Origin of the sequence: Candidatus Schmidhempelia bombi str. Bimp (assembly GCF_000471645.3) — a bacterium.
GTDB lineage: Bacteria > Pseudomonadota > Gammaproteobacteria > Enterobacterales > Orbaceae > Utexia > Utexia bombi.
The window spans coordinates 1-16,192 of record NZ_AWGA01000039.1; the positions used below are offsets into that span (position 1 = coordinate 1).

Sequence of the window (16,192 nt, forward strand, 5' to 3'; positions counted from 1 at the left end):
AGTAAATAGATTAAAACCGCCGCTTAGGCGGTTTTGTTTATGTAGCTGAATTTAGAATTTCTTTTTTTCTCATTAAGTATTTAGCACTAATTCTGAATATAAGAATCAGCAAAGTTATAAGTAGGACCCTATTATGATTACTCATTCAAAACCAATATATAAACGTATTTTATTAAAGCTCAGTGGTGAAGCGCTTCAAGGCGAAGAAGGCTTTGGCATTGATGCCACCGTACTTGATCGTATGGCATTAGAAATTAAAGAACTTGTCGAAATGGGTATTCAAGTCGGTGTGGTCATTGGTGGTGGTAATCTATTTCGCGGAGCAGGCTTGGCGAAAGCAGGTATGAACCGTGTAGTAGGCGATCATATGGGGATGCTTGCAACGGTCATGAATGGTCTTGCTATGCGGGATGCATTACACCGGGCTTATGTCAATGCCAGATTAATGTCGGCTATACCTTTAAAAGGGGTGTGTGATGATTATAGCTGGACAGAAGCTATTAGCTTATTACGCCATGGTAGAGTCGTTATTTTCTCAGCAGGAACTGGTAATCCATTTTTTACGACCGATTCCGCAGCATGTTTACGTGGTATTGAAATTGAAGCCGATGTAGTGCTGAAAGCGACGCGAGTTGATGGCGTTTACTCTGCTGATCCAGAAAAAAATCCTGAGGCAACGCGTTATCAGACACTGACTTATGATAAAGTGTTAGCGGATGAATTGAAAGTTATGGATTTAGCCGCGTTTACCTTAGCTCGTGATCATAACTTACCTATTTGTGTATTTAATATGCATAAACCTGGAGCACTTCGCCGTGTTATTATGGGGGAGAAAGAAGGAACATTGATTAATAATCAAATGGTTATTAATTAACATTAAAAAGGGTCATATATGATTAATGAAATTCAAAAAGATGCTGAAGTTCGTATGGAAAAAAGTTTAGAATCATTCCAGCATCATATTGCCAAAATTCGTACGGGTCGTGCTTCGCCAAGTTTATTAGATGGTATTTCTGTTGAATATTATGGTAGTGCTACCCCATTACGTCAGGTTGCCAATGTCGTTGCTGAAGATTCACGAACCTTAGCGATTACGGTATTTGATAAATCATTGATTCAGGTCGTTGAAAAAGCGATTTTGACATCGGATTTAGGGTTAAATCCTGCCTCAGCAGGCACTGTTATTCGTGTACCACTTCCGCCACTAACGGAAGAGCGACGTCGTGATCTCACTAAGATTGTACGTAATGAAGCGGAACAGGGGCGGGTCTCTATCCGTAATATTCGTCGAGATGCCAACGATCAAGTCAAAGCTTTATTAAAAGATAAACAAATTTCTGAAGATGATGATCGTCGTTCACAGGATATTATTCAGAAATTAACGGATAGTGCGATTAAAAAATTAGATACGATTTTAGCTGATAAAGAAAAAGAATTAATGGATTTCTAACGTTAAATCTTTTGAACACAGCAGAAAACCGGCCGAGTAATGACGACCGGTTTTTTTTGTTGTGATGTAATCAGCAGCAAAAAAACGGTTCTAATACATTAGGTCATTATAGCGTTGCGTCGCAATCGATAAGTAAATAGAGGACATAGAAAATAACCCAACTTTTATTCGTTTCCTCTCATGTTAAACAATCATTAACCACTAGCGCATAACTTATCTGCATAATAGCTGTTGCTATTGTTTAATTGTCTACTTTACGTTATTGTAATTTTATTTGGTTTTTACTTCATCATTTTACATTATGCAAAATATAACTATTCTTGGCTCTACTGGTTCAATTGGATGTAGTACGTTGGCTGTTATTAGACAACAACCGACTCGTTATCGTGCTTATGCGTTAGTTGGTGGACGTCATGTCACCAAAATGCTGGAGCAGTGCCTTGAGTTTAAACCAAGATATGTTGCCATGGCCGATGATAACGCGGCTAAAACATTACGCACAGAATTAAAACATTATTCAAGCCAGACTGAAGTACTCAGCGGAGAATCCGCCATTTGTGATCTTGCTGCATTATCAGAAGTACAACAAGTCATGGCCGCTATTGTGGGCGCCGCTGGATTAACGCCAACCTTAGCTGCGATTAAGCAAGGTAAACGGATATTATTGGCAAATAAGGAATCACTGGTAACCTGTGGGCATCTATTTATGCAAGCGGTTAAACAGTATCAAGCTCAATTACTGCCGGTTGATAGTGAACATAATGCGATATTTCAAAGCTTACCTATGTCGATTCAACAACAGATGGGATTTGCAAATTTAGCTGATAATGGCATTACTAAACTTGTTTTAACCGGATCGGGAGGCCCATTTAGAGATCTTCCCTTATCTAAATTAATTGAGGTCACGCCAGAACAAGCGGTTGCCCATCCTAACTGGTCAATGGGACGAAAAATCTCCGTTGATTCAGCAACCATGATGAATAAAGGATTAGAATATATTGAGGCTCGCTGGTTATTTAATGCGTCAGCTAAAGAAATGGAAATAATTATTCATCCACAATCAATTATCCATTCGATGGTGCGTTATCTTGATGGTTCAGTGATCGCGCAATTGGGTCAGCCGGATATGTGTACCCCAATTGCTTATGCGATGTCTTATCCTGAAAGGATTATTTCAGGGGTGCCACCCTTAGATTTTTGCCAACTTTCTGCGTTAACTTTTAAACAGCCAGATTTTAATCGTTATCCTTGCTTAAAATTAGCTATTGCCGCTTTTGAGGCTGGGCAAGCGGCAACGACTATCCTAAATGCTGCCAATGAGATTGCTGTGGACGCCTTTTTAAATCGACAGATAGGATTTATGGATATTGCGGCATTAGTAGAAAAAACCTTAACCAATTTAGTACCAGAAACACCAAATTCAATTGAAGCTGTTTTAGCGGTGGATAGACAGGCCCGACAAATAGCGGCCAATTATTTGTCTGATTTTGGGTAGTACGCTATAGTTAATTTTTATCGCGGTTTATCCTAAGCCGATAAAACGTTGGATATCCTACGCTTTATCGGCACAGTTATTACTTATATGCCTTCGTTTTATATAATTTCTGAAGCGAAATCACCTGTTGATTTGGATCATAGGCTAGTGCTGCTACCGTTGCATAAGCTGCATTGATAGTTGTGTCATAGTGAACGTTATACTGTACCGCACTTCTTCTTAGGACTTTCGAGGCATTAATTGCTTCTCTTCCTGACGTGGTATTTAAGATATAACTGTATTCACCATTTTTAATATGATCATGAATATTTGGTCTTCCTTCCGTCTCTTTTTTAACAATTTGGCAATCAATGCCTGCTTGCTTTAAAACGTTGGCGGTACCTGAGGTTGCATCAAGAACAAAACCATGTTTAATCAGTGTTTGAGCTATGTCTACGACCCGTTTTTTATCGTTTTCACGAACTGAAAGCAAGGCTTTACCCGAATGTTTCATTGTAGATAAACTGGCTAATTGTGCTTTAGCAAAGGCTTCGGCAAAAGTTTTACCTATGCCCATCACCTCACCTGTTGATCGCATCTCTGGTCCTAAAATTGGATCGACACCACTGAATTTATTAAATGGTAGTACCACTTCTTTAACACAATAGTAATTGGGAATATATTCAGTGGTTATCTTTTGCGTTATTAATGATTGACCTACCATAATTCTAGCTGCAATTTTGGCCAGAGGCATACCCGTTGCTTTAGAGACAAAAGGCACCGTACGGGCCGCGCGGGGATTTACCTCAATCAGATAAATATCATTATCTTTAATCGCAAATTGTGCATTCATTAATCCTTTGACGTTAAGTGCTAACGCCAGTTGTCGTGCCTGCTGGCGTAATCTTTCCTGTATTGATTGAGTTAACGTATAGGCTGGCAATGAGCAAGCAGAATCTCCTGAGTGGACTCCTGCTTGCTCGATATGCTCCATAATACCCCCGATAATAACGGTTTCGCCATCACAAAGCACATCCATATCTACTTCAGTTGCATCATCTAAGAAATGATCGAGTAATACTGGTGCTTGATTAGACTCACTAACAGCAGTATTAAAGTAATGGTGTAAATCGTGTTCATTATAGACTATTTCCATGGCTCGTCCGCCAAGCACATAAGACGGTCTTACCACTATTGGATAGCCAATTTGCTTGGCTTTAATCATGGCTTGATCAAGATCAGTTACTGTGGCATTAGTCGGTTGCTTTAATTGTAGTTGGTGAACAATTTCCTGAAAACGTTGTCGATCTTCCGCACAATCAATTGCATCGGGTGATGTACCGATGATGGGGGCTCCAGCTGCTTCTAATGCTTTGGCTAGCTTCAATGGCGTTTGTCCGCCATACTGGACAATAATTCCTGTTGGTTTTTCAACGTAAATAATTTCTAAAATATCTTCAAGAGTGATCGGCTCAAAGTAGAGTCGATGTGAAGTATCATAGTCGGTTGAGACCGTTTCTGGATTACAGTTAACCATAATGGTCTCAAAGCCAGCCTCTTTTAATGCTAACGCCGCGTGTACACAACAGTAATCGAACTCAATACCTTGACCGATTCTATTAGGACCCCCGCCTAATATCATGATTTTTTTGGTTAAAAATTGGGGATCAGCTTCACACTCCTCTTCATAGGTTGAATAGAGATAGGCAGTATGGGTGGCAAATTCCCCAGCGCAGGTATCAATTCTTTTATAAACAGGGTGTAAATGCCATTCATGGCGTTTGGTTCGTATCGTTGCTTCATCGACCTGTAATAATTTAGCTAAACGTGCATCAGAGAAACCTTTGCGCTTAAGTTGTCTCAAATCGTCTTTCTCTAATTTTTCCAGCGTCATTTGACTTAGTTGCTGCTCATCGTGGATCAATTGCTGAATTTGGGCTAGAAACCAACGATCAATATGAGTTAGATCTGCCACTTCAGAGAGAGAAAATCCGCATCTAAACGCATCGGCAATATACCAAATGCGATCACTGCCCGCTTCTTGTAGTTCATGCCGTAACGTTGCTAACGTATTATGGTCGACGTGATTATTTATTTTAGGATCAAGGCCTGTTGCGCCAACCTCTAATCCCCTCAATGCTTTTTGCAGCGATTCCTGAAAAGTACGACCAATCGCCATTACTTCGCCTACGGATTTCATTTGTGTTGTTAAGCGATTGTTACAGCCAGCAAATTTTTCAAAATTAAATCGCGGGACTTTAGTGACTACATAATCGATAGCTGGTTCAAACGACGCTGGGGTAAGGCCACCCGTAATGTCATTTACAAGCTCGTCTAAGGTGTAACCAATCGCCAGTTTAGCGGCAACTTTCGCAATAGGAAAACCAGTTGCTTTAGAGGCAAGCGCTGATGAGCGTGAGACCCTAGGATTCATTTCGATAACGATTAACCGGCCGTTATCTGGATTGATGGCAAATTGTACATTTGCCCCGCCAGTTTCTACGCCGATTTCACGTAATACCGCAATCGAGGCATTACGCATTATCTGGTACTCTTTATCGGTTAGGGTTTGTGCTGGTGCGACAGTGATTGAATCGCCAGTATGAATGCCCATGGCATCGACATTTTCAATAGAACAGACAATAATACAATTATCGTTACGATCTCTCACCACTTCCATCTCATACTCTTTCCAACCGATAAGTGATTCATCGATTAATAACTCATGGGTGGGGGAAAGTTCAAGTCCTCGTTGGCAGATCGCCTCAAATTCTTCCCGATTGTAAGCAATACCTCCACCCGTTCCTCCCATGGTAAAGGAAGGTCGAATAATACATGGAAAGCCAACTTTATCTAATACAATATAGGCTTCCTCTAATGTATGGGCAATGCCCGAACGAGCAGTATCAAGTCCAATTTTTTTCATGGCTTGGTCAAATAGCCGCCTGTCTTCGGCTTTCTCTATGGTCTCGATATTCGCCCCGATCATCTCCACATGATAATCTGCCAAGATCCCTTTTTTAGCCAGTTCTAAAGCACAATTTAGTGCGGTTTGTCCGCCCATTGTTGGTAAGATCGCATCAGGCCGTTCAATATCAATAATTTTTCTCAGACTTTCGCTGTGAATCGGTTCGATATAAGTCGCATCAGCCATATCGGCATCGGTCATAATGGTTGCGGGATTAGAATTAACTAAAATAACGCGGTAGCCTTCTTCACGTAATGCTTTACAGGCTTGAACGCCTGAATAATCAAATTCGCATGACTGACCAATAATGATGGGTCCTGCACCGATGATAAGAATACTTTGGATATCTTTTCGTTTGGTCATCGGTTATTGCTCCTATGCTGTTTTAGATTGTTTATAGGTAATAATTAATTGAATAAAGTGATCAAAAAGCGGTGCGGCATCATGGGGGCCTGGGCTTGCTTCAGGGTGACCCTGAAAACTAAAAGCCGGTTTATTCTTATGGCGAATACCTTGTATAGACCCATCAAATAGCGAAACATGCGTTATGTGTAAATCTGAAGGTAGGCTCTTTTTATCCACAGTAAAATTATGATTTTGTGCGGTAATCATTACTCGATCATGGATTAAATCTTTTACTGGATGGTTAGCCCCGTGATGACCAAACTTCATTTTTATGGTACGAGCGCCACATGCTAACGCTAACAGTTGATGGCCTAGGCAAATACCAAATAAGGGTATGTTGCTAGCCAAATACTGTCTAATAGCGTTAATCGCATAGGTGCAAGGCTCTGGATCGCCTGGGCCGTTAGATAAAAATATACCATCGGGATTGATAGCCATCACCTGTTGCGGTGGTGTTTGCGCCGGTACCACGGTAACCTTACATCCTCGATCAACCAACATTCTTAATATATTACGTTTGATACCAAAATCATAAGCCACAACATGATACGGTAGCGGGGCGTCTGTTTTTGATAAAGCTGATTGTGTTGTTAGGGATTCGCTGCCTAATTGCCATGTATAAGGTTGTTGACAGCTAACCACTTTAGCTAAGTCCATTCCCTTTAATTCAATTAAATTCGCCGCTTTTTGTTGTATATCACTAATCTGATTGTTGAGATCGCTAATTCTATCGCCTGTGATGATATAGGCTTGCTGTGCGCCTTTCTCACGTAGTCTTCGGGTTAGTTTACGCGTATCAATATCTGAAATAGCGACAATATTATGCTGTTTTAAATAATCGGGGAGTGATTGTTGATTACGGTAATTACTGGCGACTAAGGATATATCGCGAATAATTAGAGCAGCTACATAAACGCGATCTGACTCTTCATCAAGCTGGTTCGTTCCAACGTTACCAATGTGTGGGTAAGTGAGTGTTACCATCTGGTTGGTGTAAGATGGATCGGTCAGAATTTCTTGATAGCCCGTCATCGATGTATTGAAAACGATTTCTCCTGATGTATGCCCGTCAGCACCGATTGATTTACCTAAAAATACCGTACCATCTTGTAACACTAGTAGTGCATAAGCGTGTGACATAAGTAACCATACCTCTAATATAGAGTGAATATTAAATTATTTTTAATGAATAATAATTCATTATTATTGTTGATTATAGCGACGCACATCTATTTTTACCACACTATTTATATCAAAACAATATAATTAATAAAATGCTTTAATCACGCTATTTATCTAAATTTTTAGACTATTAATACCCTATATCCATCTGTGAGGTAATAAAACCAGTTAAAACTTGTTTTTGAATATTTATTCAAATAAAATAAACCGATATATTGCCTAATATGGAGACTAACAGTCTATGTATGGTTTTTATCAACGTCATTTTTTACGGTTATTGGATTTCTCACCAACCGAAATTAATCAGTTACTTAGCTTAGCTAAACAATTAAAACAGGTTAAAAAACAATCAAGCGAAAAGGCCTATTTAGTCGGCAAAAACATCGCGCTTATTTTTGAAAAAGATTCGACCCGAACTCGTTGCGCTTTTGAAGTGGCCGCTTTCGATCAAGGTGCACGTATTACTTACTTAGGGCCTAATGGGAGTCAAATTGGGCATAAAGAATCCATTGCTGATACCGCACGCGTATTAGGTCGTCTCTATGATGGCATTGAATATCGGGGCTATGGTCAGCAAATTGTTGACACCTTGGCTAAATACGCGGGGGTACCAGTTTGGAATGGATTGACTGATGATGCGCACCCAACACAAATTCTGGCAGATTTTATGACCATACAAGAACATAGCGTAGACCGCGCATTAAATGATATAAAATTGGCCTATTTAGGCGATGCTAGAAATAACATGGGTAACTCGTTACTAGAAGGGGCGGCATTAATGGGCATGGATATTCGGCTAGTGGCACCTAAAGTATGTTGGCCCGATCCCTTATTAGTTGAGCAATGCCAGACGATCGCGGCTAAAACGGGGGCTAACATTACGCTGACCGATGATATTTCACACGGGGTTGACGGGGTGGATTTTTTGTATACTGATGTCTGGGTATCAATGGGGGAGCCAGCAAAGGTTTGGGATGAACGCGTAACATTATTAGCCCCTTATCAAGTCAATCTGCAACTATTAGCCTTAACCCATAATCCTCAAGTCAAATTTATGCACTGTTTACCTGCTTTTCACGATACCAATACCGTAATTGGGCAGCAATTAGCAACGCGATATGGATTTAATAATGGATTAGAGGTCACAAATGAGGTATTTGAATCAGCGCATAGTATTGTATTTGATCAAGCTGAAAATCGTTTACACACTATTAAAGCGGTAATGGTGGCGACGCTTACTGCTGATGAATAACTATGCTTAATTTGGCAATGGGCGTTGCTTAATCAATAGATAAAATATTGTGTATATTGTTAATAAGTAAGATAAAAATAGCATCATTTTGGATTATCTATGGTATAAGCTCGCTTTTAATATTATATTTATTCATCTATCTAAATACATTTTAAATCATTTTATTTATCATCATTTGAAACAAATATGAAAAAAAACATCTATAAAAATATTCGTGTTACTAATCCAGTTCATCTATTGGCAGTTGGTTTAGGGAGTGGTCTAATACCTAAATCGCCCGGAACCATGGGATCTCTAGCATCGATTGCTGTATGGTACCTTTTTAATACACTCACTCCCGTCTACTATTGGATGGTAATTATCGTTGCATTTTTCTTTGGTTGTTGGATTTGTCAAAAAACCGCCGATGCTATGGGATTAGACGATCCAGGAAGTATTGTTTGGGATGAATTTGTTGGTATGTGGATAACCCTATTTTTTATCCCTCATCATTCTTGGCAATGGATTTTAGCTGCGTTTTTGGCTTTTCGTTTCTTTGATATTTTAAAACCTTGGCCAATTCGGTGGTTCGATAGTAAAGTTTCTGGTGGATTTGGTATTATGATCGATGATGTCATCGCGGCTATTTTTGCGGGTATAATAGTAGTCGTATTGCGCGTATTTATTGGTTAATCCTAATACCAGTCGAATTCATAAAAAAGGCGCCTACGCGCCTTTTTTCGATGTTAATGGGGTTTATGTTGATTGAGTGTATGGCGTAACTGTGCGATATCGACACGATCAAAAATATAGTGATTACCACAATAGTCACAATGCATATCAATATTGCCATCTTCCTCTAGGATTGAATCAATTTCCTCTGCGGGTAAGGTTAATAATGACCCCTCGCAACGCTCACGTGAACAACCACAATGAAATACGACTGCTTGCTCTTCAAATACGCGTACCTCTTCTTGATGATATAACCGATATAACACGTCCTCAGTAGAAAGTGAAAATAGCTCATCAGCTTTGATGGTTTCGGTTAATGTCGCTAAATGTTCAAAGCTATCTTGTCCGTTTTCAGCAGTTGGTAAAACTTGTAGTAGTATACCCGCTGCCATTTTTTGCTGTTGATATTCGCCAACATGGATAAATAATTTTGTGGGTAACTGTTCTGATTGCTGAAAATAGTTCTCAATACACGCTGCTAAAGTATCCCCCTCTAAGCCAACAATACCTTGATAACGCTCACCCTTATCAGGGGAAATAGTGATAACTATATATCCATTACCTAACATCTCTTTTAAAGTACTGTCTGGTTTTATGTCACCATTAACGCGAGCAACGCCACGCATTTGTTGACGATTATTCCCATTGACTACCGCTAAGCTAAGTGGTCCGTCTCCTTGCAACTGTACGGTAATATTTCCTTCAAATTTTAACGTCGCCGTTAATAGGCTCGTGATCACTAGCAGCTCACCAAGCAAATGCTGCACAGCCGGTGGATAATCATGGTTATCCAATATGGCTTGATAAGTTTGCTCTAAAGTCACCAATTCACCACGCACCGCGTCCTCTTCAAATAAAAAACGGGTTAAATTATCGTGTTGATTGCTTAAAGTTGTATTCATAATCTCTCCTGACGAATCACTCTTCGCCATATTTAAATTTGATTAAATGACGACGCTCTTTTTTGTCCGGTCGGCGGTCCGGATGGGGCATGGTTAATATGCCTAGTTTTCTTGTTTCGGCTATTTTCTCTCGTTTAATGAGACTCTCTTCGGTTTCCTGATAACGCGTTTGTGCCTCACAAGCGCTGCTTCTTTGAGCGGAAATAGCCCTAATTACTAATTCTTTTTGATCATTACCCTGTCGTAAGGTTAATACCGCGCCAACTTCAACGATCTTACTTGGTTTAGTTCGTTGGTGATTATAATGTACTTTACCACCCTCTATCATTTCTCTAGCAATAGTTCGCGTTTTATAAATGCGGGCCGCCCAGAGCCATTTATCTAACCTCACCGTATTAGGCGTTAGTGTCATATTATGACCTATAAGTGTTTGAGTTTGACTGGTTGTAAACATGTGGGCGATAGAGATAAATTTCAATCGTTGCCAATAGTTATATTATTGCTTAAACCAGGAGGCTCTATTATCTGGTAATGATTGTTGATGATATCCCTCTTTTGCATTGCGCGGTTGCCTGTTAAACTAGTAGCTATTTTTCGAATTAAATAAACTAAAAATTGGAATAAATTATGCGCACTAGTCAATATCTTCTTTCAACATTAAAAGAGACGCCTGCCGATGCAGAGGTCATCAGTCACCAACTTATGTTGCGTGCAGGTTTGATCCGTAAACTTGCTTCTGGTTTATATACATGGTTGCCGACCGGATTGCGGGTATTACAGAAAGTTGAACATATTGTGCGTGAAGAGATGAATAATGCAGGTGCATTAGAAATCTTAATGCCAGTCGTACAGCCCGCCGATATATGGCAGGAAAGTGGTCGTTGGGAGCAGTATGGCCCAGAATTACTCCGTTTTAACGATCGCGGTAATCGTGATTTTGTCTTAGGCCCAACCCATGAAGAGGTTGTGACGGATTTAGTTCGTAATGAATTAAGCTCTTATAAACAATTACCTATCAATGTATATCAAATTCAAACTAAGTTTCGTGATGAGGTCCGCCCACGTTTTGGCGTGATGCGTGCACGTGAATTTGTGATGAAAGATGCTTATTCCTTCCATTTAACCCGTGAATCATTACAACAAACTTATGATGATATGTACCAAGCTTATAGTAAAATTTTTACCCGTATTGGTCTTGATTTCCGAGCGGTTCAAGCCGACACCGGATCGATTGGCGGTAGTTCATCCCATGAGTTCCAAGTCTTAGCAGAAAGCGGTGAAGATGACATTGTTTTTTCAACTGAATCGGATTATGCCGCCAATATTGAATTAGCCGAAGCCATTGCGCCATTAATGGCACGTCAGGCACCACAACAAGAGATGGTGCTTGTCGATACCCCTAATGCCAAAACAATTAATGAATTAGTTGAACAACATCAGTTACCAATTGAAAAAACCGTAAAAACATTGATTGTCAAAGCCGCTGAAAATAGTGGTCATCAGCTCGTTGCTTTATTAATTCGTGGTGATCATAACTTAAATGAAATTAAAGCCGAAAAACTGGATCTAATTGCTTCCCCACTTGAATTTGCAACCGAAGAACAAATTAGGGCGGCGATCGGCGCTGGTCCAGGTTCATTAGGACCGGTAAACCTATCTTTACCTATTGTGGCGGATCGTGCTGTTGCGGTAATGAGTGATTTTGGCGCTGGTGCTAATATTGATGGTAAACATTACTTTAATATTAATTGGGAACGTGATTTAGCATTACCATCCATCGTCGCAGATATCCGCAATGTCGTGGAAGGTGATCCAAGCCCTGATGGTAAAGGTACCTTACAAATTAAACGCGGTATTGAAGTTGGTCATATTTTCCAATTAGGGACTAAATACTCGCAAGCAATGAAAGCGACGGTTCAAGGTGAAGATGGTAAGAATCATGTCATGGAAATGGGATGCTATGGTATTGGTGTTAGTCGTATTGTTGCGGCCTCCATTGAACAGAATCATGATGAGTCTGGTATTATCTGGCCAGAAGCTATTGCGCCATTTAAGGTGGTTATTATTCCGATGAATATGCATAAATCACCACGCGTGCAAGAAACTGCTGAAAAAATTTATAGCGAGCTTAAAGCCGCTGGGATTGACGTATTATTTGATGATCGTAAAGAAAGACCTGGCGTTATGTTTGCTGATGCGGAACTGATCGGTATTCCGCATATGGTTGTTATTGGTGAGCGTAATTTAGATAACAAACAAATTGAGTATAAATATCGCACTAACAAAGATAAAGAGATGATAAGTAGCGATGATATCGTTACGCTACTTATTGACAAATGTCGCGGGTGATATAATAAGTAAAAAAGGTAATGGCTGGGCGTTACCTTTTTCTTTTTGATTCCATGCCCAGCAACAGGATGATAGCTGAATGAATTATACAGATAGCGAGTAAAATTATTCGGAATAAAGATCTTATTTCGCTTGTAATAAGCACTTAAACTATTATCGAAAAGATAACATTTTTATAAACTTTACTGAAAATCAACCCTGTTTACAATACTATGTTTGCTGATGGCGACTGTTACCCATCAGCATTAAACTATTTTGGCGGTTATATAACCTAATTGGATCCCAATAAAAACAAGCAATTAAAGTAAATTTATTTAACTTGGCTAGTAACGACAACGTGATAGGTTTTTTAATTAGATTAAATTAAATTGCCTATTTAATTTGCTTTAGACATTATTAATAAATTATTTTAATTACTCCGTTATATTAAATTTTTGTAAAAATCGTCAGAATTGTGAGTTTTTAATGATTTTTATGTTAAAACGGGATTTTTGAGGGGAAACCCCCCCTTTTGCAACTGTAAATTAATACTTATTAAATTTAGCGTTCAATTTAATTGAAAATGGTTATTGTTATAGGGTTTAAAAAGCATTTAATGAAAAAAGCACAAACTTTAGCAGTTGGTAACTATTTTCATTATCTTATTTTATGTAATATTTTAGTAAAACTCACTGACATCTTTTTGTTTATTGAGAATAATATTTAAATCGCTAATCTGACAAAAATAGATGATTATGGGAAATATTCTTTTAATTGATGATGATATTGAACTTGCTCAAATGTTGAGTGAGTATCTTATTAATGAAAACTTTCACGTTAAAGTTGTTCATACCGGCACGGAAGGGGTTAAAGAAGCACTAACTGGTAAGTATAAAGCTGCCATATTAGATGTAATGTTACCTGATATCAATGGTATTGATGTTTTAAAACAAATTCGTCAAACCAGTTCATTACCTATAATTATGCTAACTGCCAAAGGGGACAATATCGATCGCGTACTTGGTTTAGAACTGGGTGCGGATGATTATATGCCAAAACCTTGTTACCCACGTGAGTTATTAGCTAGATTACGCGCTGTACTACGTCGCTTAGATGAAAATCATCCAACGACAACATCAGACGCCAAAAAATTTACTTACAATGGACTAACTTTAGATGTACCACAACGATGCTGCTTGTGGAATGATAAGATCATTGATCTTACCTCTACTGAATTTAATCTATTATTATTATTAATTAAACATCATGATCGCGTAGTGACCAAAGAAGAATTGTCGGAAGAAGGGCTTGGTCGTCCACGAGAACTTTATGATCGTAGTGTGGACGTACACATTAGTAATATTCGACAAAAATTATATTTAGCGACCAATGATACGATTTCGATTGAAACGATTAGGGCGGTTGGATATCGAATACGTTAGCTAAAATAATTAATAATAAAAATATTTATACATGAATAGACGTTTGTTTTGGAAAATATTAGTTATTTTCTGGGTTATCTTTGTTATTGCTTTTCAGACAACATGGATAGCCTTTTCTTTCTACGTAGAACATAATGGAGCCCAATTTTCATTTGTTCACATACCAACAAAAGTGAATATGATCGCGCAATTGCTGCATATTTCAGGTAAAGATGAAGCCGATAAGTTTATTCAAAGCCTGCTTGAACCTGAGCGATCATATTATCAAATCATATCAATCGATGAATACGAAGCGCTTTTAGATGACTCTGATAATAAATTTGATCTGAATGATTCGAATGATATGGCATTATATCGTCAAATTGTGGTTGCTCCTGATGGGATTTCTTATTTAGTTACGTTTACCAACCCTGAAGAAGGGAATGAAAATAAAGTACTGTTCAATATGCCAATACCGTTGGTCCTGATGGGCTTATTTGGTGGACTCTTATTTAGCTTATTCCTCGCTTGGAACTTAACTAGACCGATGAAATTATTACAAAAAGGTTTTTACCGTATTTCGCAAGGTGATCTTTCTGTACGACTATATTCTGAATTAAAGCCCCGGCATGATGAATTAAGCGACTTAGGGCGAGACTTCGACTCTATGGTCGAAAAACTTAATATTCTTATCTCTGAACGACAGCAATTACTCTATGATGTTTCGCATGAATTACGTACACCGCTCGCCCGTTTACAACTGGCTATTGGACTTGCGCAACAAAATAAACAAAATATTGACAGCTCATTACAACGCATTGAATTAGAGACCCAACGTTTATCCCAACTTATAGGGGAAATATTAAGCTACTCTAATTCAGAAGCGGCACAACAAATGGAAGAATATTTTGATCTTAAAGACTTACTAAAAATTCTTATCGAAGATGCCAATTATGAAGCTAAACCAATGGGAATTAAGTTAGTACTAATTTTAGCGCCATTATGTAACTCTATTATTAAAGGTAATGCCGAACAAATACGCCGTGCTGTTGAAAATATCATCCGCAATGCACTACGCTTTTCTAAAGAAGGCGATGAAATTGTCATCTCATTATCGGAAACCGGTAAATATTTGCACATTAGTGTTAGAGATCATGGTCCCGGCGTTGAAGAACATAAATTATCAAGTATTTTTGAAGTTTTTGTTCGGATTCAATCACCATTATTAGGAAAGGGCTATGGACTAGGTCTAGCCATTGCACGAAAAGTGGTACTTGCTCATCATGGCACCATTTATGCACAAAATGCAGATGATGGGGGATTAATCGTAAATATCAAATTACCCTATTGGAAATCGTGATAGCGTGGTTATCAAAAAGAAGGGCTATATGCCCTTTTTTATTTCCAAAAACTGAGGGTCAACTAACATAAAATATTTATATATACATTAACGGCAATCGTTTTTCGGCAATAACACGATTACAGGTGTCGTCGGCCCATTTTCTACTCTTTTTTATTTATCACAATTACCAATATTTTGGATTAAATTAGGAAACGTCAAATTAGTGTGCCCACAAGTTAGGGAGTACTTGTGGACACGGTAACTCATTTAGTTAGGCTAGTAAATGCGATTCAACTAGCGGGCTACCACCATCATCACGTTCTAATAAAGTCCATTTTGCTTGCTGTTTATCACCATAATCATCAAGCCAGTTTGGGATAACTTGTCCCTGTTTAAAATGCGAATACTCCATACCACGATACATTAATGTCGCCCAGCGACCACTATGGGGACAGGTTTGTCCAGACCAAACGGTAATACGCGGGTGGCTTTGTTGATTAAGATAAATTTTCTCGCGCTCAGGCCAGTTATAGAGTTCTTCAGGATGATGGTTCGGGAAAAATCCTTCAGGGGGGACATCAATATAGTCATTTTCAATCCGGCGGATTAGGGTCCATTTGCTTGGAACTTTGGTTCTAGTATTCCAAGAGTAAGAAACCTTACCGTTATCTTTGTTAACATATCGATCAAGTTCACTTACTTGATAAGCTTGAATAGCATAATCATTAACATGTGGGTACAAAAATGCCGCAGGAGC

12 protein-coding genes and 1 pseudogene are annotated in these 16,192 nt (G+C 38.8%); 8 read left to right on the plus strand and 5 right to left on the minus strand.

Annotated features, from left to right (window positions below; genetic code table 11):
* The first annotated feature begins 133 nt into the window (after nucleotides 1-133).
* The 3 genes from pyrH (at nucleotide 134) to ispC (ending at nucleotide 2,945) form a co-directional block, all read left to right on the plus strand.
* The gene (gene pyrH, locus O970_RS03725) at nucleotides 134-874 is read left to right on the plus strand and encodes a UMP kinase (protein WP_024495819.1); all 741 of its coding nucleotides are present in this window, start codon (nucleotides 134-136) and stop codon (nucleotides 872-874) included.
* Between the two features lie 18 nt (nucleotides 875-892).
* Nucleotides 893-1,450, plus strand: coding sequence for a ribosome recycling factor (gene frr / locus O970_RS03730; RefSeq protein ID WP_024495820.1), 558 nt, complete (start codon nucleotides 893-895; stop codon nucleotides 1,448-1,450).
* A gap of 301 nt (nucleotides 1,451-1,751) precedes the next feature.
* Complete coding sequence (gene ispC / locus O970_RS03735; protein ID WP_024495821.1) at nucleotides 1,752-2,945, plus strand: 1-deoxy-D-xylulose-5-phosphate reductoisomerase; 1,194 nt, start codon at nucleotides 1,752-1,754, stop codon at nucleotides 2,943-2,945.
* Nucleotides 2,946-3,024: 79 nt separating this feature from the next.
* Here the strand turns inward: ispC and carB are convergent, their stop codons facing one another.
* A complete protein-coding gene (carB, locus tag O970_RS03740) occupies nucleotides 3,025-6,255 on the minus strand; it encodes a carbamoyl-phosphate synthase large subunit (RefSeq protein ID WP_024495822.1) in 3,231 nt (1,076 codons plus the stop codon).
* 12 nt (nucleotides 6,256-6,267) lie between these two features.
* Complete coding sequence (carA, locus tag O970_RS03745; protein WP_024495823.1) at nucleotides 6,268-7,437, minus strand: glutamine-hydrolyzing carbamoyl-phosphate synthase small subunit; 1,170 nt, start codon at nucleotides 7,435-7,437, stop codon at nucleotides 6,268-6,270.
* Between the two features lie 283 nt (nucleotides 7,438-7,720).
* Between carA and argF the strand changes: the two genes are divergently transcribed.
* Both argF and O970_RS03755 read left to right on the plus strand, forming a co-directional pair.
* Nucleotides 7,721-8,731 (plus strand): ornithine carbamoyltransferase, encoded by a 1,011-nt coding sequence (argF, locus tag O970_RS03750; protein WP_024495824.1) that lies wholly within the window; start codon nucleotides 7,721-7,723, stop codon nucleotides 8,729-8,731.
* 186 nt (nucleotides 8,732-8,917) lie between these two features.
* Entirely contained in the window at nucleotides 8,918-9,403 is a 486-nt protein-coding gene (locus O970_RS03755) for a phosphatidylglycerophosphatase A family protein (protein ID WP_024495825.1), read from the plus strand.
* 53 nt (nucleotides 9,404-9,456) lie between these two features.
* On the opposite strand, the gene hslO is transcribed toward O970_RS03755, so the two are convergent.
* Both hslO and hslR read right to left on the minus strand, forming a co-directional pair.
* Nucleotides 9,457-10,344 carry an Hsp33 family molecular chaperone HslO gene (gene hslO / locus O970_RS03760; protein WP_024495826.1) on the minus strand — a complete coding sequence of 296 codons (888 nt, stop codon included), beginning with the start codon at nucleotides 10,342-10,344 and terminating at the stop codon, nucleotides 9,457-9,459.
* Between the two features lie 16 nt (nucleotides 10,345-10,360).
* A complete protein-coding gene (gene hslR / locus O970_RS03765; protein WP_036562572.1) occupies nucleotides 10,361-10,756 on the minus strand; it encodes a ribosome-associated heat shock protein Hsp15 in 396 nt (131 codons plus the stop codon).
* Between the two features lie 215 nt (nucleotides 10,757-10,971).
* Between hslR and proS the strand changes: the two genes are divergently transcribed.
* The 3 genes from proS to O970_RS03780 all read left to right on the plus strand — a co-directional run bounded on the left by proS (nucleotide 10,972) and on the right by O970_RS03780 (nucleotide 15,453).
* Nucleotides 10,972-12,693 carry a proline--tRNA ligase gene (gene proS, locus O970_RS03770; protein WP_024495828.1) on the plus strand — a complete coding sequence of 574 codons (1,722 nt, stop codon included), beginning with the start codon at nucleotides 10,972-10,974 and terminating at the stop codon, nucleotides 12,691-12,693.
* Nucleotides 12,694-13,427: 734 nt separating this feature from the next.
* The gene (locus tag O970_RS03775; RefSeq protein ID WP_036562571.1) at nucleotides 13,428-14,114 is read left to right on the plus strand and encodes a response regulator transcription factor; all 687 of its coding nucleotides are present in this window, start codon (nucleotides 13,428-13,430) and stop codon (nucleotides 14,112-14,114) included.
* Nucleotides 14,115-14,145: 31 nt separating this feature from the next.
* Nucleotides 14,146-15,453 (plus strand): ATP-binding protein, encoded by a 1,308-nt coding sequence (locus O970_RS03780; RefSeq protein ID WP_024495830.1) that lies wholly within the window; start codon nucleotides 14,146-14,148, stop codon nucleotides 15,451-15,453.
* A 253-nt stretch (nucleotides 15,454-15,706) separates the two neighbouring features.
* On the opposite strand, the pseudogene O970_RS09835 reads toward O970_RS03780, so the two are convergent.
* Nucleotides 15,707-16,192: pseudogene (locus tag O970_RS09835) on the minus strand (type VI secretion protein ImpA); the annotation flags it as partial.